General features: G+C 69.7%; 20 protein-coding genes. 11 read left to right on the top strand and 9 right to left on the bottom strand.

The window, feature by feature from the left end; all coding sequences use genetic code 11:
- Positions 1–7: 7 nt before the first annotated feature.
- The 4 genes from ACJ7VY_RS10140 to ACJ7VY_RS10155 all read left to right on the top strand — a co-directional run bounded on the left by ACJ7VY_RS10140 (position 8) and on the right by ACJ7VY_RS10155 (position 6,348).
- The gene (locus ACJ7VY_RS10140; protein WP_293758530.1) at positions 8–2,839 is read left to right on the top strand and encodes a 2-oxoglutarate dehydrogenase E1 component; all 2,832 of its coding nucleotides are present in this window, start codon (positions 8–10) and stop codon (positions 2,837–2,839) included.
- Positions 2,840–2,881: 42 nt separating this feature from the next.
- Positions 2,882–4,075 (top strand): dihydrolipoyllysine-residue succinyltransferase, encoded by a 1,194-nt coding sequence (gene sucB / locus ACJ7VY_RS10145; protein WP_104939086.1) that lies wholly within the window; start codon positions 2,882–2,884, stop codon positions 4,073–4,075.
- A 129-nt stretch (positions 4,076–4,204) separates the two neighbouring features.
- Positions 4,205–5,641 carry a dihydrolipoyl dehydrogenase gene (lpdA, locus tag ACJ7VY_RS10150; RefSeq protein WP_409475539.1) on the top strand — a complete coding sequence of 479 codons (1,437 nt, stop codon included), beginning with the start codon at positions 4,205–4,207 and terminating at the stop codon, positions 5,639–5,641.
- Between the two features lie 113 nt (positions 5,642–5,754).
- Positions 5,755–6,348: a TIGR00730 family Rossman fold protein gene (locus ACJ7VY_RS10155; protein WP_409475540.1), complete on the top strand. Its 594-nt coding sequence runs from the start codon at positions 5,755–5,757 to the stop codon at positions 6,346–6,348.
- A 733-nt stretch (positions 6,349–7,081) separates the two neighbouring features.
- Here the strand turns inward: ACJ7VY_RS10155 and ACJ7VY_RS10160 are convergent.
- Positions 7,082–9,985 (bottom strand): EAL domain-containing protein, encoded by a 2,904-nt coding sequence (locus tag ACJ7VY_RS10160; RefSeq protein ID WP_409475541.1) that lies wholly within the window; start codon positions 9,983–9,985, stop codon positions 7,082–7,084.
- A gap of 205 nt (positions 9,986–10,190) precedes the next feature.
- Here ACJ7VY_RS10160 and ACJ7VY_RS10165 point away from each other — a divergent pair, with 205 nt between their 5' ends.
- The 5 genes from ACJ7VY_RS10165 (at position 10,191) to ACJ7VY_RS10185 (ending at position 14,355) form a co-directional block, all read left to right on the top strand.
- Complete coding sequence (locus ACJ7VY_RS10165; RefSeq protein ID WP_409476804.1) at positions 10,191–10,709, top strand: RNA polymerase sigma factor; 519 nt, start codon at positions 10,191–10,193, stop codon at positions 10,707–10,709.
- Positions 10,706–11,611, top strand: a complete 906-nt coding sequence (locus tag ACJ7VY_RS10170; RefSeq protein ID WP_409475542.1) for a hypothetical protein — start codon at positions 10,706–10,708, stop codon at positions 11,609–11,611. The genes ACJ7VY_RS10165 and ACJ7VY_RS10170 overlap by 4 nt, the downstream gene beginning before the upstream one ends.
- Positions 11,612–11,691: 80 nt before the next feature.
- A complete protein-coding gene (locus ACJ7VY_RS10175; protein WP_161613661.1) occupies positions 11,692–12,282 on the top strand; it encodes an IMPACT family protein in 591 nt (196 codons plus the stop codon).
- 37 nt (positions 12,283–12,319) lie between these two features.
- The gene (locus ACJ7VY_RS10180; RefSeq protein ID WP_409475543.1) at positions 12,320–14,089 is read left to right on the top strand and encodes an ABC transporter transmembrane domain-containing protein; all 1,770 of its coding nucleotides are present in this window, start codon (positions 12,320–12,322) and stop codon (positions 14,087–14,089) included.
- Between the two features lie 74 nt (positions 14,090–14,163).
- Positions 14,164–14,355, top strand: coding sequence for a hypothetical protein (locus tag ACJ7VY_RS10185; RefSeq protein WP_104939092.1), 192 nt, complete (start codon positions 14,164–14,166; stop codon positions 14,353–14,355).
- Positions 14,356–14,749: 394 nt separating this feature from the next.
- Here ACJ7VY_RS10185 and ACJ7VY_RS10190 read toward each other — a convergent pair whose 3' ends face one another.
- The 5 genes from ACJ7VY_RS10190 to grpE all read right to left on the bottom strand — a co-directional run bounded on the left by ACJ7VY_RS10190 (position 14,750) and on the right by grpE (position 20,744).
- Complete coding sequence (locus ACJ7VY_RS10190; protein WP_409475544.1) at positions 14,750–15,871, bottom strand: prephenate dehydrogenase; 1,122 nt, start codon at positions 15,869–15,871, stop codon at positions 14,750–14,752.
- Positions 15,868–16,776: a pyridoxal kinase gene (gene pdxY, locus ACJ7VY_RS10195; RefSeq protein ID WP_161613657.1), complete on the bottom strand. Its 909-nt coding sequence runs from the start codon at positions 16,774–16,776 to the stop codon at positions 15,868–15,870. The genes ACJ7VY_RS10190 and pdxY overlap by 4 nt, the downstream gene beginning before the upstream one ends.
- A 124-nt stretch (positions 16,777–16,900) precedes the next feature.
- Positions 16,901–18,031, bottom strand: coding sequence for a molecular chaperone DnaJ (dnaJ, locus tag ACJ7VY_RS10200; protein WP_104939095.1), 1,131 nt, complete (start codon positions 18,029–18,031; stop codon positions 16,901–16,903).
- Positions 18,032–18,164: 133 nt separating this feature from the next.
- Entirely contained in the window at positions 18,165–20,087 is a 1,923-nt protein-coding gene (gene dnaK, locus ACJ7VY_RS10205) for a molecular chaperone DnaK (protein WP_104939096.1), read from the bottom strand.
- 141 nt (positions 20,088–20,228) lie between these two features.
- Positions 20,229–20,744 (bottom strand): nucleotide exchange factor GrpE, encoded by a 516-nt coding sequence (grpE, locus tag ACJ7VY_RS10210; protein ID WP_409475545.1) that lies wholly within the window; start codon positions 20,742–20,744, stop codon positions 20,229–20,231.
- 186 nt (positions 20,745–20,930) lie between these two features.
- Between grpE and recN the strand changes: the two genes are divergently transcribed.
- Positions 20,931–22,595 carry a DNA repair protein RecN gene (recN, locus tag ACJ7VY_RS10215; protein WP_313231202.1) on the top strand — a complete coding sequence of 555 codons (1,665 nt, stop codon included), beginning with the start codon at positions 20,931–20,933 and terminating at the stop codon, positions 22,593–22,595.
- Between the two features lie 273 nt (positions 22,596–22,868).
- Here the strand turns inward: recN and fur are convergent, their stop codons facing one another.
- Entirely contained in the window at positions 22,869–23,276 is a 408-nt protein-coding gene (gene fur, locus ACJ7VY_RS10220) for a ferric iron uptake transcriptional regulator (RefSeq protein WP_054668708.1), read from the bottom strand.
- Between the two features lie 104 nt (positions 23,277–23,380).
- On the opposite strand from fur, the gene ACJ7VY_RS10225 reads away from it, so the two are divergent.
- Positions 23,381–23,776, top strand: a complete 396-nt coding sequence (locus ACJ7VY_RS10225; RefSeq protein WP_104939099.1) for an outer membrane protein assembly factor BamE — start codon at positions 23,381–23,383, stop codon at positions 23,774–23,776.
- A 21-nt stretch (positions 23,777–23,797) separates the two neighbouring features.
- Here ACJ7VY_RS10225 and ACJ7VY_RS10230 read toward each other — a convergent pair whose 3' ends face one another.
- Both ACJ7VY_RS10230 and ACJ7VY_RS10235 read right to left on the bottom strand, forming a co-directional pair.
- Complete coding sequence (locus tag ACJ7VY_RS10230) at positions 23,798–24,055, bottom strand: RnfH family protein (RefSeq protein WP_161613653.1); 258 nt, start codon at positions 24,053–24,055, stop codon at positions 23,798–23,800.
- Positions 24,056–24,058: 3 nt separating this feature from the next.
- The gene (locus ACJ7VY_RS10235) at positions 24,059–24,487 is read right to left on the bottom strand and encodes a type II toxin-antitoxin system RatA family toxin (protein WP_161613652.1); all 429 of its coding nucleotides are present in this window, start codon (positions 24,485–24,487) and stop codon (positions 24,059–24,061) included.
- Positions 24,488–24,499 lie beyond the last annotated feature (12 nt).

Below are 24,499 nucleotides of genomic sequence, written 5' to 3' on the forward strand. Positions count from 1 at the left end.
CTCCATCGTGGACAATCTCCTGAAGCAGTTTGCGCAGTCATCGCAACTCGCCGGCGGCAACGCCTCCTATATCGAGGACCTGTACGAGCAGTACCTCGTCTCCCCGGACAGTGTGGACCCCAAATGGAAGTCCTACTTCGACGGTTTCAAGGGCCGCGAGGCAGGTGATGTCCCGCATTCGGCCGTCATCGCCCACATCGCCGAGGCCGGCCGCAACGCGTCCAGTGCCGTGGCCAGTGCCGGCGGCGGCGACGAGCGCGAGCGCAACGTCGGACGCCTGATCACCGCCTACCGCTCGCGCGGCCACCTCGGCGCGCAGCTCGACCCGCTGGGCCTGACCCCGCCGGTCAACCCGCCCGACCTGGGCCTGGCTTTCCACCACCTGTCCGACGCCGACCTCAACGACGAGTTCAGCACCGGCGGCGTCGGCGGCCAGCCGCGCATGAAGCTGCGCGACCTGCTGGCGCGCCTGAAGGCGACCTACACCGGCTCCATCGGCGCCGAGTTCATGTACATCGCCGAAGTCGACCAGCGCCAGTGGCTGTACCAGCGCCTGGAAAGCGCCGGCGGCAACTACAACCTCGACGCGGACACCCAGCGCCGCACCCTGGAGCGGCTGACCGCGGCCGAGGGCCTCGAGCGCTACCTGCACACCAAGTACGTCGGCCAGAAGCGCTTCTCGCTGGAAGGCGGCGATTCGCTGATCCCGATGATGGACACGGTGATCCGCAGCGCCGGCAAGGACGGGGTCAAGGACGTGGTGATCGGCATGGCCCACCGCGGCCGCCTGAACGTGCTGGTCAACACCCTGGGCAAGAACCCGCGCAAGCTGTTCGACGAGTTCGAAGGCCGCTTCGAGCACGACGACCGTGCCGTGGCCGGCGACGTGAAGTACCACATGGGCTTCTCGGCCGACGTCGCCACCGCCGGCGGCCCGGTGCACCTGGCGCTGGCGTTCAACCCGTCGCACCTGGAGATCGTCGACCCGGTGGTCGCCGGTTCGGTGCGTTCGCGCCAGGAACGCCGTGGCGACACCGCGCGCAAGCAGGTCATGCCGATCCTGATCCACGGCGACGCCGCGTTCGCCGGCCAGGGCGTGGTGATGGAGCTGTTCCAGATGTCGCAGGCGCGCGGCTTCGCGGTCGGCGGCACCGTGCACATCGTCATCAACAACCAGGTCGGCTTCACCACCTCCAACCGCGACGACTCGCGCTCGACCCTGTACTGCACCGACATCGCCAAGATGGTCGGCGCGCCGGTGCTGCACGTGAACGGCGACGATCCGGAGGCGGTGGTGTTCGCCGCGAAGCTGGCCTACGACTTCCGCCAGCAGTTCCACAAGGACGTGGTGATCGACCTGGTCTGCTACCGCCGCTGGGGCCACAACGAGGCCGACGAGCCGGCGATCACCCAGCCGCTGATGTACCAGGTGATCCGCAAGCACAAGACCACCCGCGAACTGTACGCGGAGAAGCTCGAGGCCGCGGGCGTGATCCCGGCCAATGGCGGCAAGGCGCTGGTCGATGCCTACCGCGAGAAGCTCGATTCGGGCGAAGTCACCACCGAGCTGGCACAGGTCGAGAAGACTCCGCCGACCAGCAAGCTGTACGTGGACTGGCCGAAGCTGCTGGCCGGCAAGCTGTCCGACCCGGTCAGCACCCGGGTGCCGATGACCGAACTGACCCGCCTGGCCAAGCTGATCAACACCATCCCCGAGGGCGTGGAACTGCACTCGCGCGTGGCCAAGGTCTATGACGACCGCCGCAAGATGGCGGCCGGCGAGATCCCGGGCGACTGGGGCTTCGCCGAGAACCTGGCCTACGCCACCCTGCTCGACCAGGGCCATGGCCTGCGCCTGGTCGGCCAGGACGTCGGCCGCGGCACCTTCACCCATCGCCACGCGATCCTGCACGACCAGAAGACCGACGCCTATTACCTGCCGCTGCGCCAGCTGGTGCAGTCGCCGGAGCAGGCCACCGTCATCGACTCGCTGCTCAGCGAGGAGGCGGTGATGGCCTACGAGTACGGCTTCTCCACCACCGATCCCAACACCCTGTGCATCTGGGAAGGCCAGTTCGGCGACTTCGCCAACGGCGCCCAGGTGGTGATCGACCAGTTCATCGCCTCCGGCGAGGCCAAGTGGGGCCGCATTTCCGGCCTGACCCTGCTGCTGCCGCACGGCTACGAAGGCCAGGGCCCGGAACACAGCTCGGCGCGCCTGGAGCGCTTCCTGCAGCTGTGCGCGCTGGAGAACATGCTGGTCTGCGTGCCGTCGACCCCGGCCCAGGCGTTCCACATGCTGCGCCGCCAGCTGTGCATGACCACCCGCAAGCCGCTGGTGGTGATGTCGCCCAAGTCGCTGCTGCGCCACAAGCTGGCCGTTTCGACCCTGGACGAACTGGCCAACGGCGAGTTCCAGCACCTGATCGGCGACGCCAGCGCCGACGCCAAGAAGGTCCAGCGCGTGGTGCTGTGCTCGGGCAAGGTCTACTACGACCTGCTGGAAGACCAGACCAAGCGTGGCCAGGACGACGTGGCGATCATCCGCGTGGAGCAGCTGTACCCGTTCCCGCGCCCGCAGCTGGCCGCCGAACTGAAGAAGTACGGCAAGGCCGCCGACGTGGTGTGGTGCCAGGAAGAGCCGATGAACCAGGGCGCGTGGTACCAGATCCGCCACCACCTGCAGGCCTGCCTGGCCGATGGCCAGAACCTGCACTACGCTGGCCGCCCGCGTTCGCCGTCGCCGGCCGTCGGCCACATGGCCGACCACCTGCGCGAACTGCAACAGCTGCTCGCCGATGCGCTGGTCAACCCCTTCAACGACCAGTTCGCTGAATAACTCTCCCCCTTTCACCAAGAATACGAACCAGGAAGCCCCTGCATGGCCACCGAAGTCAAAGCCCCGGTACTGCCCGAATCCGTCGCTGACGGCACCATTGCCACCTGGCACAAGAAGGTCGGCGACGCGGTCAAGCGTGACGAAAACCTGCTTGACCTGGAAACCGACAAGGTCGTGCTCGAGGTCCCGTCGCCGGTCGATGGCGTGATCAAGGAGATCAAGTTCCCCGAAGGCGCCACCGTGACCAGCAGCCAGGTCGTGGCGATCATCGAGGAAGGCGCCGTCGCCGCCGCGCCGGCCCCGGCTGCCGCCGAGGCACCGAAGGCCGCGGCCCCGGCACCGGCCGCTGCGGCCGCCGCGCCGGCCCCGGCCGCCAAGTCCGCCGCCGACAACCTGCCCCCGGGCGCCCGCTTCTCGGCCATCACCGAAGGCGTGAACCCGGCCGACGTGGCCGGCACCGGCCGCCATGGCGCGGTGACCAAGGAAGACATCGTCAACTTCGCCCGCAACGGCGGCGTCGGCAAGGCCGGCGGCGCGCGTCCGGAAGAACGGGTGCCGATGACCCGCATGCGCAAGCGCATCGCCGAGCGGCTGATGCAGTCCAAGGAATCCATCGCCATGCTGACTTCGTTCAACGAAGTCAACCTGGCCAAGGTTTCGGCCGCACGCAAGGAACTGCAGGACGAGTTCCAGAAGGCCCACGGCATCAAGCTCGGCTTCATGAGCTTCTTCGTGAAGGCCGCGGCCAACGCGCTGCAGCGCTTCCCGCTGGTCAACGCCTCCGTCGACGGCGACGACATCATCTACCACGGCTATTCGGACATCTCCATCGCCGTGTCCACCGACAAGGGCCTGGTGACGCCGGTGCTGCGCAACGTCGAGCGCATGTCCTTCGCCGACATCGAGCAGGGCATCGCCGATTACGCCAAGAAGGCGCGCGACGGCAAGCTGGCGCTGGACGACCTGCAGGGCGGCACCTTCACCGTCACCAACGGCGGCACCTTCGGCTCGCTGATGTCGACCCCGATCGTCAACCCGCCGCAGAGCGCCATCCTCGGCATGCACACGATCAAGGAGCGCCCGATCGCCGAGAACGGCCAGGTCGTGATCGCGCCGATGATGTACATCGCGCTGTCCTACGACCACCGCATCATCGACGGCAAGGACGCGGTGCAGTTCCTGGTGGACATCAAGAACCAGCTGGAAAACCCGGGCCGCATGCTGTTCGGCCTGTAACACCCGCCGACCCCTCCCCCCGCGGAGGGGTCGGTCGCTCCGGGGCCGGCCCAGCGCCCGCCCCTTGCCCGGCGCCCCGCGCCACCGGCCTCGCCCGCGAGGCCGAAGGAAAGCACCAAGGAACCTCAAATGGCTGAACAATTCGACGTCGTCGTCATCGGTGCCGGCCCGGCCGGCTACCACGCCGCCATCCGCGCCGCCCAACTGGGCCTGAAGACCGCCTGCATCGACGCGGCGCTGGGCAAGGACGGCAAGCCGGCGCTGGGCGGCACCTGCCTGCGCGTGGGCTGCATCCCGTCCAAGGCACTGCTGGACTCCTCGCGCCAGTACTGGAACATGGGCCACATCTTTGGCGACCATGGCATCAGCTTCAAGGACGCCAAGATGGATGTCGAGAAGATGGTCGGCCGCAAGGACGCCATCGTGAAGCAGTTCACCGGCGGCATCGCCCAGCTGTTCAAGGCCAACAAGGTCGCCGCCTACTACGGCTTCGGCCAACTGCAGGCCGGCAACGTCGTCAAGGTCAAGCAGCATGACGGCAGCGAGGTCGAGCTGAAGGGCACCAACGTCATCATCGCCGCCGGCTCGGACTCGATCGAACTGCCGTTCGCCAAGTTCGACGGCGAGACCATCGTCGACAACGTCGGCGCGCTGGACTTCACCGAAGTACCGGGCCGCCTGGCGGTGATCGGCGCCGGCGTGATCGGCCTGGAACTGGGCAGCGTGTGGAAGCGCCTGGGCGCCGAAGTGACCATTCTCGAGGCGATGCCGGAGTTCCTGGCCGCCGCCGACGCCGAAGTGGCCAAGGTCGCCGCCCGCGAATTCAAGAAGCAGGGCCTGGACATCAGGCTCGGCGCCAAGGTCAGCAAGACCGAAGTGACCGGCAAGGGCAAGAAGAAGGAAGTGGTGGTCACCTACACCGATGGTGAAGGCGAGAAGACCCTGACCGTCGACAAGCTGCTGGTGGCCGTCGGCCGCCGCGCCGCCACCCAGGGCCTGCTGGCCGAGGGCACCGGCGTGCAGGTCAACGAGCGCGGCCAGATCGTGGTCGACGACCATTGCCACACCGGCGTCGACGGCGTCTGGGCGGTGGGCGACTGCGTGCGCGGCCCGATGCTGGCGCACAAGGGCTTCGAGGAAGGCATCGCGGTGGCCGAACTGATCGCCGGCCTGCCGGGCCACGTCAACTTCGACACCATCCCGTGGGTGATCTACACCGAGCCGGAACTGGCCTGGGTCGGCAAGACCGAAGCCCAGCTCAAGGCCGAGGGCATCCCGTACAAGGCCGGCAGCTTCCCGTTCGCCGCCAACGGCCGTGCCGTGGCGATGGTCGAGCCGGCCGGCTTCGTCAAGGTGCTGGCGCACGCCGAAACCGACCGCGTGCTGGGCATGCACCTGGTCGGCGCCAATGTCTCCGAACTGGTGCACGAAGGCGTGCTGACCATGGAGTTCAGCGGCTCGGCCGACGACCTGGCCCGCATCTGCCACGCCCACCCGTCGCTGTCGGAAGTGATCCACGACGCGGCCATGGCGGTCGGCAAGCGCGCCATCCACAAGGCCAACTGAGCGCCACCGGCCTGACCCAGAAGGCTCCGCCCCGGCGGAGCCTTCTTGCTTTTGCATTCCCCCGATCGCGCCCTGTTCATCGACGCGATCCGCACACCTCCCCAGGACTTCCCATGAAATCGATCTGCGTCTACTGCGGCTCCAACCCCGGTGCCAATCCCCTGTACATCGAGCGCGCCACCGAACTGGGCACGCGCATCGCCCACGAAGGCCTGCGCCTGATCTACGGCGGCGGCCGCACCGGGCTGATGGGCGCGGTAGCCGACGGCGTACTGGCCGCCGGCGGCCAGGTCACCGGGGTGATCCCGCAGCACCTGGTGGACCTGGAAGTGGCGCACCAGGGCGTGACCACGCTGGAGGTCGTCGGCTCCATGCACGAGCGCAAATCGCGCATGTTCGACCTGTCCGACGCCTTCGTCGCCCTGCCCGGCGGTTTCGGTACCGCCGAAGAGATCTTCGAGATGTTGACCTGGCGCCAGCTCGGCATCGGCAACAAGCCCTGCGCCTTCCTCGACGTCAACGGCTTCTACGCCAGGCTGATCGGCATGATCGACCACATGGTGGAAGAACGCTTCCTGCATCCGGAACAACGCCACGACCTGTGGTATGGCGACGACGCCGGGCAGATGCTGGCGTGGATGCGGGCTTATTCGCCGGCGCAGGCGGACAAGTGGTTCGACGAGAAGCTGCGCGCGGCGTTGCGGTAAGGCCATTGGCGCGTGGCGACGCGGCGGGCTTCGCTGGCGCCGCCTTCCCTGCCTGGCGCGGTTCGACGAAAAGCTGCACGCTGCGCTGCGGCAAGTCCATTGGCGCGCAGCATTGCGGCAGGCCCATTGACGCGTGGCGACGCGGCGGGCTTCGCTGGCGCCTCCTTCCCTGCCTGGCGCGGTTCGACGAAAAGCTGCGCGCTGCGCTGCGGCAAGTCCATTGGCGCGCAGCATTGCGGCAGGCCCATTGACGCGTGGCGACGCGGCGGGCTTCGCTGGCGCCTCCCTCCCTGCCTGGCGCGGTTCGACGAGAAACTGCGCGCCGCGTTGCGGTAAGGCCATCGGCGCGTGGCGACGCGGCAGGCTTCGCTGGCGCCTCCTTCCCTGCCTGGCGCGGTTCGACGAAAAGCTGCGTGCGGCGTTGCGGTAAGTCCATTGGCACGGCGTTGCGGCAGGCACACAGGCGCGTGACGACGCGGCGGGCTTCGTTGGCGCCGCCCTCCCTGCCCTGGCGCGGAATAACCGCGCCCTGCGTTGCGGACAGCCCACCGGCACGTGCCGCGGCGGCAGGCATCCGCGCGACCGTGGTCCAGCATGGTGCGGTTTGACGGAGCACCCCGCGCCGCGTTTCCGCAGGGTGCCCGGCGCGGCTCGACGAACGCCGCACGGCATTGCGGTGGGCGCCGGCAGGTGCCGGCAGGTGCCGGCATCGACCACGCGGCGGTGCGGCGGTTCACGCCATCCGGTACAGCGTCGCCTCGCGCGGCAGCGGGTGGCCCAGCAGATAGCCCTGGCCGAAATTGCAGCCCATGTCGAACAGCGTGCGCAGCTGGCGCTCGTCCTCCACGCCCTCGCCGATGGTCTCGATGCCCAGGGTACGCGCCAGCGACACCACGCCCTCGACCAGCGCCTGCGTGCTTTTGCCGTTGTCGGCGTGCAACCCGGCCACGAAACTGCGGTCGATCTTCAGCGCGCTGATCGGGAAGCGGTGCAGGTAGGACAGCGCCGAATAGCCGGTGCCGAAATCGTCCAGCTGCACCACGATCCCGCGCTCGCGCAGCTGGTACAGGGTACGCAGCGTGCGCGGGGCGTCCTCCAGCAATGCCATCTCGGTGATCTCCACCCGCAGCCGTCCCGGGTCGGCGCCGGCCGCTTCCAACAGCCCCAGCAGGCGCGCGGCGAACTCGGACGAGCGGAAATGCCGTGGCGAGACATTCACCGAAACATAGCCCGAACCGGTGCCGGCCAGGTCGCGCACCACCTGCTCGTAGATCAGCCAGTCCACCTGCTCGATCAGGCCGCTTTCCTCGCCCAACGAGATGAACTCGCCCGGCAGCAGCAGGCCCCTGCCCTCGTGCTGCCAGCGCAGCAGCGCCTCGTGGCCGACCACGGCGCCATCGGCCAGCGACACGATGGGCTGGTAGAACGGCAGGAAATCATTGTTGATGATCGCCCGGCGCAGGTCCGCCTCGAGTTCCAGGCTCTGCAGCGACTGCTCGCGCATGGCCTCGTCGAACAGCATGCAGCGATCCTGGCCCATGCCCTTGGCGCGGTACATCGCCGCATCGGCGTCGCGCAGCAGTTCCGCGCCGGAGGTGTAGCGCGGGCTCCACAGGGCGATGCCGATGCTGCCCGACGGGAACAACTCGCGCCCGTCGACCCACATCGAGTGCTCCAGCGAACGCAGCAGGCGCCGGCCGACGTCCATGGCCTCCTTGGCGCCGTCGCAGCGCACCAGCAGCGCGAATTCGTCGCCGCCCAGGCGCGCCACCACGTCGTCGCTGCGCAGCATGCCCACCAGGCGCTGCGCCACTTCCACCAGCATGCGGTCGCCGGCGGCATGGCCGATGCTGTCGTTGACCCACTTGAAGCGGTCCAGGTCGAGGAACAGCAGCGCGAACATCGGGCCCATGCCCAGCTGCGCGTGTTCGATCGCCTCTTCCAGCTTCTCCAGCAACTGCAGGCGGTTGGGCAGGCCGGTCAGCACGTCGTGCATCGCCAGGTGGGTCAGGCGCTGCTCCACGCGCATGCGCTCGCCGATCTGCGCCAGCAGTTTCTGGTTGACCTCGCCCAGCTCGCGGGTGCGCTCGGCCACGCGCTGCTCCAGCTCGGCATGCGCCTGCAGCAGGCGATTGCGGTCGCGCTGGCGCGCCAGGCTGTTGCCGATGTTGCGCGCCACGAACGCCAGCAGCCGCTGGTCGTGGGCGGTGAAGCTGACCTGCGGGTTGTAGCTCTGCACCGCGATCACGCCCACTACTTCGTCGTCGCTGAACAGCGGCACGCCCAGCCAGCATTGCGACTTGGCGCCGAATTCGCGCACCTCGCCGCGCGCGATCAGCTGGTCGATCTCGGCCCGGGTCGCGAGCAGCGGCTGGCCGCTGCGGAGGGTGTACTCGGTCAGGCCGCCACTGAAGGCGCGCGACGCGCGCACCCGGTTGAACTCGTCCACCGAATAGACGAAATCCAGCCCGTCGCCCTGCTCGTTGACCAGCGCGATGTAGAAATTGCTTGCGTCCAGCAGGCCGCCGATCACCCGGTGCACCTCGGCATGGAACACCGCCTGGCTGCCTGCGCTCATCGCCAGTTCCGAGACATTGAACAGCGCCGCCTGCAGGGCCTCGGCGCGCCGCCGCTCCTGTATTTCCTCCTGCAGGCTGGCGTTGGCCCGCTCCAGCTCCAGCGTGCGCCGCTGCACGTGCTGCTCCAACTGCACGTGCGCCTGGCGCCGGTCCATGGCGGTCAGGATGTGCTTGGCCACGAAATTGAGCACGTCGCGGTCCTCGTCGCCGTACTGCACGCCACTCTCGTAGCTCTGCACCACGATGGCGCCGCACACGGTACCGTCGCGCCACATCGGCACCCCCAGCCAATCGGCGCTGTCCGGGCCGCTGTGCACGGAATGCTGGTGGTCCAGCACCTGCAGCAGCTCGCGTGAAGGGCCATGCATGGTCCTGCCCAGGCGCAGCACCGCGAAGGTCAGGCTGTCCTGCATTTCCTCGAAGCGGAAACGCCGCTCCGGATGCGGCGCGAAGTTGTCCAGTTCGTCGGCGAAATACAGGAAGCGCAGGCTGCTCTGGTGCTCGTCGCATTCGACGATGTAGCAGTTGTCCGCGTACATCAGGGTGCACAGGATGCGGTGGAAATGGGCCAGCATCTGCGACATTTCCAGGTCGCTGCCGGCCAGGTCGGCGATCTCGAACAGGGCCCGCTGCAGGCGCTTGGCGCGTTCGAGCTGCTCGATCTGCACGCCCTGGCGCAGCGACACCAGCACCGCGGCGACGAGCGCGTGCGCGGTGCCCAGCCAGGCCTGCCGCTGCGCGTCGGAGAAACTGGCATCGATCTCGGCCAGCACCACGATGCGGGCACCACCTTCCGCGTCGGTCCAGCGTTCCACCACGGCCTGGCGCAGGCCGTCCGGCAGCGGCTCGCCCGCCAGCAATGCGTGCACCGGTCCGCGCAATCCATCGGCACCCGGGCTGACGCAGTCGCCCTGCCCGAGCACCGCATCGTCCCAGGCGAGCGCCACGGCGCTGCCCTGGGGCAGCAGGCCGTGCAGCGTCGCCACCACGCGGTTGGTCGGCGAATCGGTGTCCACGCGGCCGCTGCCGGCATGCAGGTCGAGTTGGCGGTGGGACATGATCTCCATGCGTGTTCCGGGTTCCGGCACTCCGGAACTCCCCTGTCGCAGCATAATGCCGCAACCACCGCCTGCGGTGCGCCCGCGCCGGGGCTGGCTGAACCGGCGCCGGCCCGCGCCCGGCGGCGACTAGGCAGTGGCGCGGCCAGCGCTTAGGCTGGGCCACGTGGATACCGCCCTCCAAGCCCCGACCGACGAAGCGCTGATGCTGGCCTACGCCGAAGGCGATGGCGAAGCCTTCGCCGAGCTGTATGCGCGGCATCGCGCGCGGCTGTTCCACTACCTGCTGGGCCAGCTGCGCGACCGCGCGTTGGCCGAGGAGCTGTTCCAGGACGTATGGCAGCGGATGATCCTGGCCCGCTCGCGCTGGAAGCCGGAGGCGGGCTTCGCCACCTGGCTGTTCCGCATCGCCCACAACCGCCTGAACGACCACTGGCGCGCGGCGCGGCACCGGCCCGCCGCCCCGGACGATGCCGAACAGCGCACCGCGCGCCTGGCCGATGCCTGCACCCCGGAACTGCTGGCCCACGAGCAGGACGAACGGCTGCGGCTGCGCCAGGCCATGGCCGAGTTGCCGCAGGAGCAGCAGGAAGTCCTGATCCTGCGCCTGGAGCAGGAACTGAGCCTGGAGGAGATCGGGCAGATCACCGGCGTGGGGCGGGAAACCGTCAAGTCGCGGCTGCGCTATGCGATGGACAAGCTGCGCGCGAGGTTGAGCGAATGAACAGGTCCGACCCCCTGACTCCCGAAGAGCGCGAACTGGCACGGCTGCTGGGCCGTCCCGCCGCGGGCATCGCGCCGTCGGCGCGGATCGACGCGGCCATCGCCGCGCTCGCGCGCGAACCGGCCGGGTCGGAACCGGCGCCGCGGCCGTCCGCGCCCCCGGCCACTTTCACTACCGGCGCGCGCCCGGCACGACGCGGCTGGCGCCGCGGCCTGGTGTCCTCGCTCGCCGCCGCCGCGTCGCTGGTGCTGGTTGTCGGCCTGGCCTGGCAGCTGCGGCCCACGCCACCACCGCTGCCCGCGGCGGTGGCACCGGCGCCGATGACCGCCACGGAGGCGCGCGACGCGGCGGTATCGCCCCCGCCGCCGCCGTCCGTTCCCGCCCCCATGGCAGCGCCACCACCAAGCCAGGCCCCTGTCGACAGCCTGGCACGGAAAGCAGCAGCGCCCGCGCGGGCCGCACCGGCAGCGGCGCGCGCGCCGGTCGCCTCCGTGCCGCCCCCGCCGCCGGCACCCGCCGCGCCTGCCACTGCCCCTGCCACGGCATCGCGGGTTGCCCCCACGGCGTCCAGCTATGCGCTGGAACCCGCCGCCGCGGCGGAGCAGGCCGCGGTGCAAGCCGAACTGCGCCTGCATTCGCCCCCCCAGGACGCACGCGCGGCTGCGCCGGTCCAGGCGTCCGCCGCCAGGCGGCCCGAACCGACCGCAGCGGAGGTCGTGCCCGCCGCGTCGGCCGCCATCGACGGGGACGCGCGCCTGCCGCGCCGGCAATGGCTGCAGCGCATCCGCGCGCGGCGTGCCGACGGTGACCTGGACAACGCACGTGCCAGCCTGGAGCGCTTCATGCAGGTCTATCCGGAAGCCCGTATCCCGCGCGACCTGCGGCCGTTGCTGGGCGACTGAGCGGCATCCCGCCGGCGGTTGCCGCGCGCGGGCCCGGTCCCGCGCGGCAAATGATTGCCCGGCGGCCTAGAATGTGGGCGATGCCCGACACCCTCGCCGCGCCCGCCAGCCACCTGCTGGAGATCAAGCACAGCCGTTTTCTTGCCCAGGCCATGCCGATCGGCAATGCGGCCGATGCACTGTCCTTCGTCAGCACGGTCTCGGTGGCCGACGCCACCCACAACTGCTGGGCCTACCGCTGCGGCAACGAATACCGTTCCAGCGACGACGGCGAGCCCGCCGGTACCGCGGGTCGCCCGATCCTGGCGGCGATCGATGGCCAGGGCTACGACCGTGTCGTGGTGGTGGTGACCCGCTGGTACGGCGGCATCAAGCTCGGCGCCGGTGGGCTGGTGCGCGCCTACGGCGGCACCGCCGCCGAATGCCTGCGGCTGGCGCCGCGCCTGCCGCTGGTGGCGATGCGCAGGCTGCGGCTGGCGTGCCCATTCGACGAACTCGGCACCGTGCATGCGCAGTTGGCCGCGCATGCGGCGGACAAGCTCGGCGAAGAATTCGACGAGCATGGTGCGCAACTGGCCATCGAACTGCCCGCCGAACGGGTGGACGGCTTGAAAACCCAGCTGCGCGACGCCACCCGTGACAGGGTGCGCTGGCTCGACGCCGGCGGCTGACGCCGGCACCGCCCTTCCTTTTTCCACTGCCACGCCCATGACCGATACCGCCACCGCTCCCTCTTCTTCCGCCAAGGCACGGCTGGGCACGCTGCGGGCGCTGTGGCCGTTCGTGCGCCGCCACATGGCGCTGTTCACCGCCTGGCTGGCGGCGCTGGCGGTGGCCTCGGTGGCCACGCTGAGCTTCCCGGTCGCGTTCCGGCGCATGATCGACGACGGCTTCAGCAACGGCAGCAACATCGACCAGGTATTCCTGCTGGTGTTCGCGGTGGTGGTGGTGCTGGCCGTGGCGAGCGCCGCGCGCTTTTTCTTCGTGTCGCTGCTGGGCGAAAAAGTGGTGGCCGACCTCCGGCGCCAGCTCTACGCGCACCTGATCGCGCTGGACGCGCAGTTCCATGACCGCAACCGCAGCGGCGAACTGGTCTCGCGGTTGTCCGCCGACAGCGAACTGCTGCGCAGCGTGGTCGGCAGCAGCATGTCGGTGGCGCTGCGCAGCACCGTCACCGTGGTCGGCAGCGTGGCCATGCTGTTCGTCACCAGCCCGCGGCTGGCGGCGTTCACCCTGGTCGGCATCCCGCTGGCGGTCCTGCCGATCATCCTCGGCGCACGCCGGCTGGAAAAGGCCTCGCGCGCCAGCCAGGACCGCGTCGCCGATGCCAACAACCTCGCCAGCGAAACCCTGAGCGCGGTCCGTACGGTGCAGGCGCATGCGCGCGAAGGCTACGAAACCGGCCGCTTCGCCGACGCGGTGGCGGTGGCGGTGGCGACCGCGCGCGGACGCATCCGCACCCAGTCGCTGGTCACCGCCATCGTCATCACCCTGGTGTTCGGCGCGGTGGTGCTGGTGCTGTGGTCGGGCGCGCATGACGTGATCGCCGGGCGCATCAGCAAGGGCGAGCTGGGCCAGTTCGTGTTCTACGCGCTGATCGGCGGCGGCTCGGTCGGTGCGCTGGCCGAGGTGTGGAATGAACTGCAGCGTGCCGCCGGCGGCATGGGCCGCATCGCCGAACTGCTGCAGGAACGCCCGGGCGTCAGCGCGCCGCCCGCGCCGCTGGCGCTGCCCACGCCGCTGCGCGGCGACATCCGCTTCCAGGACGTGGTCTTCCACTACCCGCAGCGCCCCGGGCAGCCGGCGCTGGACGGCTTCACCCTGCACGTGCGGCCGGGCGAGACCGTGGCGCTGGTCGGCCCCTCCGGGGCCGGCAAGAGCACGGTGCTGTCGCTGCTGCTGCGTTTCCACGATCCCGAGGCGGGAACCATCAGCATCGATGGCATCGACCTGCGCCAGGCCGAACCGACCGCGCTACGCGAGCGGATCGCGCTGGTGCCGCAGCAACCGGCGCTGTTCGCCTCCAGTGCCGCCGACAACATCCGCTACGGACGCCTGCAGGCCAGCGACGAGGAAGTGCATGCCGCCGCCCGCGCCGCCGAGGCCGACGATTTCATCCGTGCCCTGCCCGAGGGCTACGCCAGCGAGCTGGGCGAGCGCGGCGCGCGCCTGTCCGGCGGCCAGCAGCAGCGCATCGCCATCGCCCGCGCCCTGCTCAAGGACGCGCCGATCCTGCTGCTGGACGAAGCCACCAGCGCGCTGGACGCGCAGAGCGAACGCGCGGTGCAGCAGGCGCTGGAACGGCTGATGGCCGGCCGCACCACGCTGGTGATCGCGCACCGCCTGGCCACCGTGCTCAAGGCCGACCGCATCGTGGTGATGGACCACGGCCGCATCGTGGCCCAGGGTACCCACGCGCAGTTGCTGCGCGAGGGCGGCCTGTACGCGGAACTGGCGCGGCTGCAGTTCATCGACTGACGACGCCGCGCTAACGGGCGCCGATGCAGGCTGGCCCGGACGTACCGGGTTGCATGCCACGCAGGAGGTTGCCGATGTCGTTCCGCCAGTTCCCCGCCACCGACAGCAACGGCGAGAGCCGCATCATCATCGAGTTCGTTCCCGAGCCCGGCAGCGCCGGCAACGGCGATACCACGCCGCGCTATGAACTGGACGATGGCCGCCACCTGCGGCGCAACGCGCGCGAATTCGTCACGCTCGACGGACAGGTGCGGCTGCACATCTGAACAACCGGCGGGCACCCGCGCGCACGGCTTCCGTGCGTGCGCCGGCCTTGTCGCCACACGCGCCGGCATCACCGCCGGTGCGCGCATCCAGCTGGCGAATAATTGACCAGCCATCTTGACAGCCTTGCACCGCAACGGCTGCCGGCGTTCATCCACAGGCTTGTGCGCAGGTCATCCACACCCGCTGTGGATGAATGCGCGGGACACCGCCGACAACACCTGGCGGAGCGGTGCGGCCGGCGATGCGACCGCAACCGATGCTTTCCCCGGATCGCCGATGCGCGCCGGCCAAAATTTCGCCATCCATCTTGACAGCCTTGCGCCACAACGGCTGCCGGCGTTCATCCACAGGCTTGTGCGCAGGTCATCCACACCCGCTGTGGATGACGCACGTTCAGTGCTGCAGTACCCGGCCGATGCCGGTGTGGTCGATCTCGCGCGCGGCCGCGTCCAGCAGGTCCGGCGCATAGCGCTGGGCGAAGCCGATGCGGAAATGCACCTCGCCCGCCGGCGTACGCGAGGAATGGATCGAGGACAGGCTGATGCCGTGCCGTTCGAACACGTGCAGCAGCTCGCGCAGCGAACCGGCACGATCCTCGGGCAGGTGCACGCTCATCGCGCGCGTGTCGGTCAGGTCGGCCAGCAGGTAGCCCAGGCGCTCGAAGCTGTAATTGCCATCGCGCAGCGCCTGCTCGCCCACCGCCTGGCGGTTGTCGTCCAGGAACTGGCTGCGGAAGGCCGCCCGCGCCGCATCGCTGCCGTCGGCCAGCTGCGCGCGCAGCTGCCGCAGCTGCTCCAGCATGCGGTCCAGCACCTCGCCCGCGTGCGGGTTGCCGAACTGGATGTCCTCGTAGATCGCCGGGTTGAGCGACAGGATGCGCGAGATCACCGCCGCATCCAGTTCGAATGCGGTCGAACGGTAGGGCATCAGCGCCTGCAGTTCGCCAAGCAGCGGCGCGTAGCTGCGCAGCACGCCGGCCTGGGCCAGGTGGCTGGCATGTACCAGCGCCTGCACCAGCGCCATCACCCGGTCGTGGTGCTCGGGCGTGGCCGGCACGCACTCGGCCTCCAGCGCGGCGTACAGCCGTTCCAGCCAGGGCTGCCAGCACGCGGCCACGCGCGCCTCGCACACCACCATCACCCGGCCCTTGAGCGTGGGCGCCTTGGGCGGCGCGGTCATCGGATGCAGCCCGGCCACGGAGGCCTGCGAGCGCAGCATCGCCGCCATCGGTGCGCTCTTGATCGAGGTCACGTCCAGCCACAGCCTGCCGCGTTCGCGCCCGCCCGAACGCCGTACGTACTCGTCGATCAGGGCCGGCGTATGCCGGATCGGCGCCGAGAACAACAGCACGTCGGCGCGCTCGAGCAGCTGTTCGGGCGTCTGCGAGTCGGCGTCGACCGGATCGTGGCCGATCACCTCCAGCCCCATGCGTGCCTGGAAAAACCCGCGCAGCCAGCGGCCATAGGCGCCGCCGCTGCCGACGATGCCGACGACCGGTGCCTGCGCCGCGCTCACGCCAGCCGCTCGGCGCGGAACCGGTGCGGCGTACCCAGTGCCGCCGGCGCCGCCGCCAATACATCGAATTCCTCCACGCCGTGCGCCAGCGTCGCTTCCAGCGCGGCATGCACGCCGGCGATGGCGCGCCCCACCGCATCCTCGAAGCGATGGCCCTTGAGCAGGAACGCCACCAGCAGCGACATCAGCACATCGCCGGTGCCGGCCACGTCCACCGGCAGGTGCGGCGAGGCCCAGCGCCAGACCTCGTCGCGGCCGATCGCCAGGGTCACCAGTTCGCCCGGCACGCCGGACACCGAATGCGCGATCACCCACTGCGGGCCGCGCTCAAGCAGCACGCGCGAAGCGGCGATGGCGTCGTCCTGGCGTAGCGCCGGCATGCCGGTCAGGCGGCCCAGTTCGAAGGCATTGGGGGTGACCAGCCAGGCATGCGGCAGCAACCGCTCGGCGAAGATGCGCTCCAGCCCCGGCTCGACATAGGGACCGGTGTGGGTATCGCCGATCACCGGATCCAGGCAGTAGCGCAGGTCCGGGCAGGCGGGCAGCACCGTGTCCAGCCAGTCGGCGAACGCCGCGCCGTTGGCCACGCTGCCGAAATAACCGGACACCAGCGCGCCGGCGCGCTGCGGCAGGCCGCGCTCGCTGGCTCCCTGCAGCAGTTCGGCGAACCAGTCCGCCGGCAGCACGCGGCCGCGCAGCGTCGCGTAGAACGGCGCGTTGCTGAGCAGGGTGGTGGGAATCTCCGCCACGCGCAGGCCCAGCGCGCGCAGCGGCGGCACCGCCGCGCTGTTGCCGGCATGGCCGTAGACCAGCTGCGACTGTACGGAAATCACGTCCACCGGCGAAGGCCCGTCCGGGCGTTGCCGGCGACCGTGCACGAGATGGCTGTGGTCGACGTCGTTCATCGCCGCATTCTACGCCTGCGCAAACGGTGGCCGGCGGCATGGATGCGCACGCAACCAAATGCCGGAAACGACGAAGCCGCAGCGGACTGCGGCCTGGTCATGGCATTGCAGCGATCGCGCCGGGTCAGGACGAGGTCATGCGGTCCCAGAAGCCCTTGACGCCGTCCAGGAAAGTGGCCGACTTGGGCGAGTGCTTGCGCGCCTCCTCGCCACTGAAGGTGGCCTCGAACTGCTCCAGCAGCCGGCGCTGCTCGGCGGTCAGGTTGACCGGCGTCTCCACCACGATGCGGCAGTACAGGTCGCCCTCGGTACGGCTGCGCACCGAGCGCACGCCCTTGCCACGCAGGCGGAACAGTTTGCCGGTCTGGGTCTCGGCGGGAATGCGGATCTCCGCCTCGCCGCCCAGCGTGGCCACGCGCACGGCGTCGCCCAGCGCCGCCTGCGAAATGCGGATCGGCACTTCGCAGTGCAGGTCGTCGCCGTCGCGGGTGAAGATCGGGTGCTCGCGCACGCGCACTTCCACGTACAGGTCGCCCGGCGGGGTACCGGCCGGACCGGCCTCGCCCTCGCCCTGCAGACGGATGCGGTCACCGGTATCGACGCCGGCCGGCACCTTCACCGACAGCACCTTGTCTTCCTCGACGCGGCCGTTGCCATGGCAGGTCCTGCACGGGCGGGCGACGATCTGGCCGCGGCCGCCGCAGTTGTGGCAGGCCTGCTGCATGGCGAAGATGCCGCGCTGCATGCGTACCTGGCCACGACCGCCGCAGACGTTGCAGGTCTCGACCTTGCCGTCCTCCGAGCCGCTGCCGTCGCAGTCGCCGCACTCGACCAGGGTCGGGATTTCGATGCGCCGTTCCACGCCGGCCACCGCTTCCTCCAGGTCCAGCTCCATCACGTAGCCGATGTCGGCGCCGCGACGCGCCTGGCGGGCGCCGCCGCCCCCGCCGAAGATGTTGCCGAAGATGTCGCCGAAGATGTCGCCCATGTCCGGGCCACCGGGACCGCCGCCCATGCCGCCCATGCCGTGTTCGAACGCGGCGTGGCCGTGGGCGTCGTACATGCGCCGCTTGTTGCCGTCGGACAGGACCTCGTAGGCCTCCTTGCACTCCTTGAAGGCGGCTTCGGCCGCGGCATCGCCCGGGTTGCGGTCCGGGTGGTGCTTCATCGCGCAGCGACGGTAGGCCTTCTTCAGTTCCTCGTCGCCGGCGTCGCGGGAGACACCCAGTACTTCGTAGTAATCGCGCTTGCTCATGCTCTACCTCTCCCTCCCCCTCCAGGGGAGGGCTGGGGCGGGGGTTCGTGGATGCGACAAGGGCCCGGGACCGCGATGCGGTCCCGAACCCTCACCCCGGCCCCTCTCCGCGCAGGGAGAGGGGCACCGGACGTCAGGACTTCTTGTCGTCCTTGACCTCGGTGAACTCGGCATCGACCACGTCGTCGTTCGACGGGCCGGCCGCACCGGCACCCGGGGCCGGGCCACCCTGCTCGCCGGCCGAAGCGGCGGCGTACAGCGCCTGGCCGGCTTCCTCCAGCGCCTTGGAACGCGCCTCGATCTGCGCCTTGTCGTCGCCCTTCATCGCGGTTTCCAGGTCGGCCAGGGCCGCTTCCACCTTGCCGATGACATCGCCGCCGACCTTGCTGCCGTGCTCGGTGATGGCGCTGCGGGTGGCGTGGATCAGGCCGTCGGCCTGGTTGCGCGCCTGCACCAGCTCCTGGAACTTCTTGTCTTCCTCGCGGTGCGCCTCGGCGTCGGCGACCATCCGGTTGATCTCGTCCTCGGACAGGCCCGAGCCGGCCTTGATCTCGACCTTCTGCTCCTTGTTGGTCTTCTTGTCCTTGGCCGAGACGTGCAGGATGCCGTTGGCGTCGATGTCGAAGGACACCTCGACCTGCGGCAGGCCGCGCGGCGCCGGCTCGATGCCGGTCAGGTCGAACTTGGCCAGCGACTTGTTGTAGCGGGCCTGTTCGCGCTCGCCCTGCAGCACGTGCACGGTCACCGCCGACTGGTTGTCCTCGGCGGTGGAGAACACCTGCGAGGCCTTGGTCGGGATGGTGGTGTTCTTCTCGATGATCTTAGTGAACACGCCACCCAGGGTCTCGATGCCCAGCGACAGCGGGGTCACGTCCAGCAGCAGCACGTCCTTGACGTCGCCGGCCAGCACGCCGCCCTGGATCGCGGCGCCCAGCGCCACGGCCTCGTCCGGGTTGACGTCCTTGCGCGGCTCCTTGCCGAAGAACTCGGCCACGGCCTGCTGCACCTTCGGCATGCGGGTCTGGCCGCCGACCAGGATCACCTCGTGGATATCGCTCGAACGCAGGCCGGCATCGTTCAGCGCGGTGCGGCACGGCTCGATCGACTTCTTGATCAGGTCTTCCACCAGCGCTTCCAGCTTGGCGCGGGTCAGCTTGATGTTCAGGTGCTTCGGACCGGAGGCGTCGGCGGTGACGTACGGCAGGTTGACCTCGGTCTGCTGCGCGCTGGACAGCTCGATCTTGGCGCGCTCGGCCGCGTCCTTCAGGCGCTGCAGGGCCAGCGGGTCCTTGCGCAGGTCGATGCCCTGGTCCTTGTTGAACTCGTCGACCAGGTACTCGATGACGCGGTTGTCGAAGTCCTCGCCGCCGAGGAAGGTGTCACCGTTGGTGGCCAGCACTTCGAACTGCTTCTCGCCGTCGACGTTGGCGATCTCGATGATCGACACGTCGAAGGTGCCGCCGCCCAGGTCGTAGACGACGATCTTGCGGTCCTTGTTGTCGCCCTTGTCCAGGCCGTAGGCCAGCGCAGCCGCGGTCGGCTCGTTGATGATGCGCTTGACGTCCAGGCCGGCGATGCGGCCGGCGTCCTTGGTCGCCTGGCGCTGGCTGTCGTTGAAGTACGCCGGCACGGTGATGACCGCCTCGGTGACCTTCTCGCCGAGGAAGTCCTCGGCGGTCTTCTTCATCTTTTCCAGCACCTTGGCGGAGATTTCCTGCGGCGCCATCTTGCGGCCGTCGCTGGTCTGCACCCAGGCGTCGCCGTTGTCATGGGCCAGGATGCCGTACGGCACGTGGGCGATGTCCTTCTGCACCTCGCCGTCGGTGAACTTGCGGCCGATCAGGCGCTTCACCGCGTAGAAGGTGTTCTTCGGATTGGTGACGGCCTGGCGCTTGGCCGAGGCACCCACCAGCACTTCGCCGTCCTTGGTGTAGGCGACGATGGAAGGCGTGGTGCGGTCGCCTTCCGAGTTCTCGATGACGCGGGCCTTGCCGCCGTCCATGATCGCCACGCACGAGTTGGTGGTGCCGAGGTCGATACCAATGATCTTGCCCATGGGGGACTCCTGAGGATTCGTGTGCCGGCAGCCGCCGGGTATGAACGGGATGTGGGGGATGGCCGGATGACATTCAAGCCACCCCCGGAACGCTGTTTGCCGCTGGCCGCCGGCGTTAAGGCGGCGGCCAGCCGGCCGGGGTCAGTCGACCCGGGCCACCACCACCAGCGCCGGCCGCAGCAGGCGCTCGTTGAGCAGGTAGCCCTTCTGGAACACGGTCACCACCGCGCCCGGGGCCATCCCGGCCGGCGCGTCGACCTGGCTGATGGCCTGGTGATGCTCGGGATTGAAGGCCTGGCCCACCGGGTCGAGCAGGGTCAGGCCGTTGTCGGCGGCGACCTTGAGCAGTTGCTTGTAGGTCAGCTCCAGCCCTTCGCGCAGCGGGCTGGGCTCGCTGCCGGCGGCGGCCAGCCCGGCGTCCAGGCTGTCGAACACCGGCAGCAGCTCGCCCAGCAGCTTCTCGTTGGCGAACTTGCGCGCCTGTTCGATGTCGCGCGCCACGCGCTTGCGCTGGTTTTCCAGGTCGGCGCGCTCGCGCAGCGACTCGCCCTTGAGCTGCTCGATCTCGGCGCGCAGCGCCTGGACCTGCGCGTCCTGCGCCGCGGCCATGCCCTCGGCGCTGTTGTCGGTCTCGAATTCGGGGTGGTCTTGGTTCATTTCCGGTTCCCTGGCGGTCGTTCTGCCGCCTGCCTGCTCCCCCGTATGTGGGCTGCCCCCCGGGTTTCAAGGTTCCGGCTCATCCGGTGCGACAGCCGCGCATTAATGTGGCGCCCGGAGCGCCCTTCCCGGATTGACCCGCCGCATGCACATGCTAGTTTTGCGCGGCCCCATCTTCTGCCGACCATGCTCAGACATCTTTCGATCAAGGATTTCGCCGTCGTCCGCGCCACCGAACTGGAGTTCGGGCCAGGCATGACCGTGGTTTCCGGCGAGACCGGCGCCGGCAAGTCGCTGATGGTAGACGCCCTGGGCTTCCTGTCCGGGCTGCGCGCCGACAGCGGCGTGGTCCGCCACGGCGCCAGCCGGGCCGAGCTTTCGGCCGAATTCGACCTGGACGACGGCGCCCCGGCCCGCCGCTGGCTGCAGGACAACGAACTGGACGACGAGGACCAGTGCCAGCTGCGCCGGGTGATCCGCGCCGACGGCGGCTCGCGCGCCTTCATCAACGGCCGCCCGGTACCGGTGTCACAGCTGGCCGAACTGGCCGCCTTCCTGGTCGAGATCCATGGCCAGCACGAACAGCAGGCGCTGCTGTCGCGCCCCAGCCAGCTGGCGCTGCTCGATGCCTATGCCCGCAACGACGCCGAGCGCGCCGCGGTACGCGCCGCCAGCAGCCGCTGGCAGGCGCTGGTCGACGAGCGCGACGCGCTGTCGCAGCAGGGCGACGTCTCCGACCGCATCGCCTTCCTGGAGCACCAGTTGGGCGAACTGCAGCGCGAGGAACTGGAACCGGCCGCGGTGGCCGCGCTGGCCGCCAGCCACCGCCGCCAGGCGCATTCCACCGCGCTGATCGAAGCCTGCCAGTACGCCGGCGGCGCGCTCAACGGCGACGACGGCCCGTCCCTGCTCGGCCTGCTGCAACAGGTGCGGCACGAACTGTCGCGGGTCAGCCAGCACGACCCGCGGCTGGGCGAGATCGACGGCATGCTCGACGCCGCCGGCATCCAGCTGCACGAGGCCCTGGCCCAGCTGGACCGGGTGCAGGACGACCTGGACAGCGACCCGGAGGCGTTCGAGGACATCGAGCGCCGGCTCGGCCGCCTGCACGACCTGGCACGCAAGCACCGGGTGTCGATGGAGGAGCTGGCGGCCACCCGCGAGCGCATCGCCGCGGAGCTGGAACAACTGCGCGGCGCCGACGCGCGGCTGTCGCAACTGGCGGGCGAGATCGACAAGGCGGCCGCGCACTGGCAGGCGCAGGCCGCCGTGCTCACCACCAGCCGCGCCACCGCGGCCAGCGCGCTGTCGGACACCACCACCGCGCTGATCGGCGAGCTCGGCATGGGCGGCGGCCAGTTCCTGATCGAGCTGGAACCGCAGCCGCAGCCGCGCCCGGACCCGAATGGCGCCGAACGGGTCGAATTCCTGGTCGCCGCCAACGCCGGGCAGCCGCCCAGGGCGCTGCGCAAGGTCGCCTCGGGCGGCGAACTGTCGCGCATCTCGCTGGCCATCGAAGTGGCGGCACTGGGCCTGGATGCGGTACCGACCATGGTGTTCGACGAGGTCGACTCGGGGATCGGCGGTGCCGTGGCCGATATCGTCGGCAAGAAGCTGCGCGCCCTGGGCGAGCGCCGCCAGGTGCTGTGCGTGACCCACCTGCCGCAGGTCGCTTCCAAGGGGCACGCCCATTACCGGGTCAGCAAGGCGCCGGTGGAAGGCATGACCCAGAGCGCGGTGGAACTGCTCGATGCCAAGGGCCGCGAGGAAGAGCTGGCACGCATGCTCGGCGGCGCCGAAGTCAGCAAGGAAGCCCGCGCCGCGGCCCGCAAACTGCTCGCCGAGGCCTGAGCCGGCCCGGAACGGCACTACCGGGCCAGGGCCGGGACCCGCCGCACGGGCGCCATCCGCGCCGCCGGGCCTGACCCGCCTGACAGCGGCCGCCTCGCTGCCGCTACCGGGCCAGTGCCCGCCAGCGCAGCCACCGGGCGTCACGCCCCGGCGCTGCCCCTGCATGCCCTTCCCCGCCCTGGGTGCGGGAGGAGACGCAGACCCGCTGAAACGACGACACCGGCACAAGGCCGGTGTCGTCAGGTACGGGCGCCCAATGGCCGCTCAGCGGCGCTAGCGGCGCTTCTTGCGCACGTAGAGCACCAGCGAATGCTCTTCCAGTTCGTAGCCGTGCTCGGCCGCGATCCGCTTCTGCAGTTCCTCGATCTCGCGGCTTTCGAACTCGATGATCTTGCCGGTATCCACGTCCACCATGTGGTCGTGATGGCCACCCCGGTCCAGCTCGTAGACCGCCTGCCCGCCCTCGAAATTGTGCTTGAGCACCAGGCCGGCCGCCTCGAACTGGGTCAGCACGCGATAGACCGTCGCCAGGCCGATCTCGTCGCCGCAGTCGAGCAACTGCCGGTAGATGTCCTCGGCGGTCAGGTGGTGGTGGGGGGTGTTCTGCTCGAGCAGCGCCAGGATGCGCATCCGCGGATGCGTCACCTTGAGGCCGACTTTGCGCAGGTCGTTGGATTCCATGGCCATCGTGTTCATTGGCGGTTTGACGCCAGTTGCCTCCGGTCAGATCGCGCTGGGTGCCGGGGAGTGTATCATCGCCGGGATTTCCTCATTCGCCCGTCCCAATGCGCAACCTCCTGCTGATCGCCGTTGTCGCCCTGTCCACCACCGGGTGCGGCATCATCTACAAGCAGCCCATCTACCAGGGCAACCTGCTGCAAGAAAAGTCCGTCGCACAGCTGCAGGTGGGCCAGAGCAAGCAGCAGGTCAACGCGCTGCTTGGAACGCCGTCCATCCCCGACCCGTTCCACGCCCAGCGTTGGGATTACACCTCCAGCCAGCGCGTCAACCGCCTGGGCAGGACCGAGGTGAAGAACTTCACCGTGTTCTTCGAGAACGACCGGGTCACCCGCTGGGAAGGCGACTACTTCCCCAACGAGGACGGGGAACTGGCCAAGCGCAGCGTGCGCCAGTTCGGCCCCAACCTGGCCAAAGACAAGAAGAAGCGCGGCGGCCGCTGACGCCCAGCACCGCGCACCGGATCAATCGCCGCCGCGCGCCCGCCGGCGGCGATTTTCTTTGGGGTCGGCCAACAGCGGCCTGAGCAGCTCGACGCGGTCCCCGTCCTGCAGCAACTGCTGCGGCCGCGCCAGCACGCCATGCACGGCCACGGCCCGGGATTGACCACCGGGATCGAGCGCCGCCGCCGCCACCGCGTCGGCCACCGTCGCCCCCTCGGGCAATACCAGCTCGCGCCGCAGGTAGCGCTCCGGCCAGGCCAGCACCACCTCCACCCGCACGCCTCAGCCCCCCTGCTCGGCCACGCGCACGAAATCGTTGACCATGCGGTCGGCCAGGCCCTGGAAGCCCAGCGCCAGCGCCGGCCCGAGCAGGCGCGAGGTCGGCTCGAACTCGAGCTCCAGGCTCACCTTGCAGGCGGCGTCGGACAATGGCTGGAACTGCCAGCGGCCATGCAGGCGCTTGAACGGGCCGTCCTTCAGCTGCATGTCGATGCTGCCCGGGCGCTGCAGGGTGTTCTCGGTCATGAACCAGGTGCGGAAGGAGCCCAGCCCCAGGTCGAGGCGGGCCACCAGCCGCTCCGGGCCCGCTTCCAGGATCTGCGCCGCCTCGCACCAGCGGAAACGCCGCGGATAGGCGGCTACGTCGTTGACCAGGTCGAACATGCGCTCGGCCGGCTGTTCGACCAGGGCGCTGCGGCGGATGATAGGCATGCGGGATACGGA

It is taken from the genome of Stenotrophomonas sp. Y-13 (assembly GCF_046267925.1).
Classification (GTDB): domain Bacteria; phylum Pseudomonadota; class Gammaproteobacteria; order Xanthomonadales; family Xanthomonadaceae; genus Stenotrophomonas; species Stenotrophomonas acidaminiphila_A.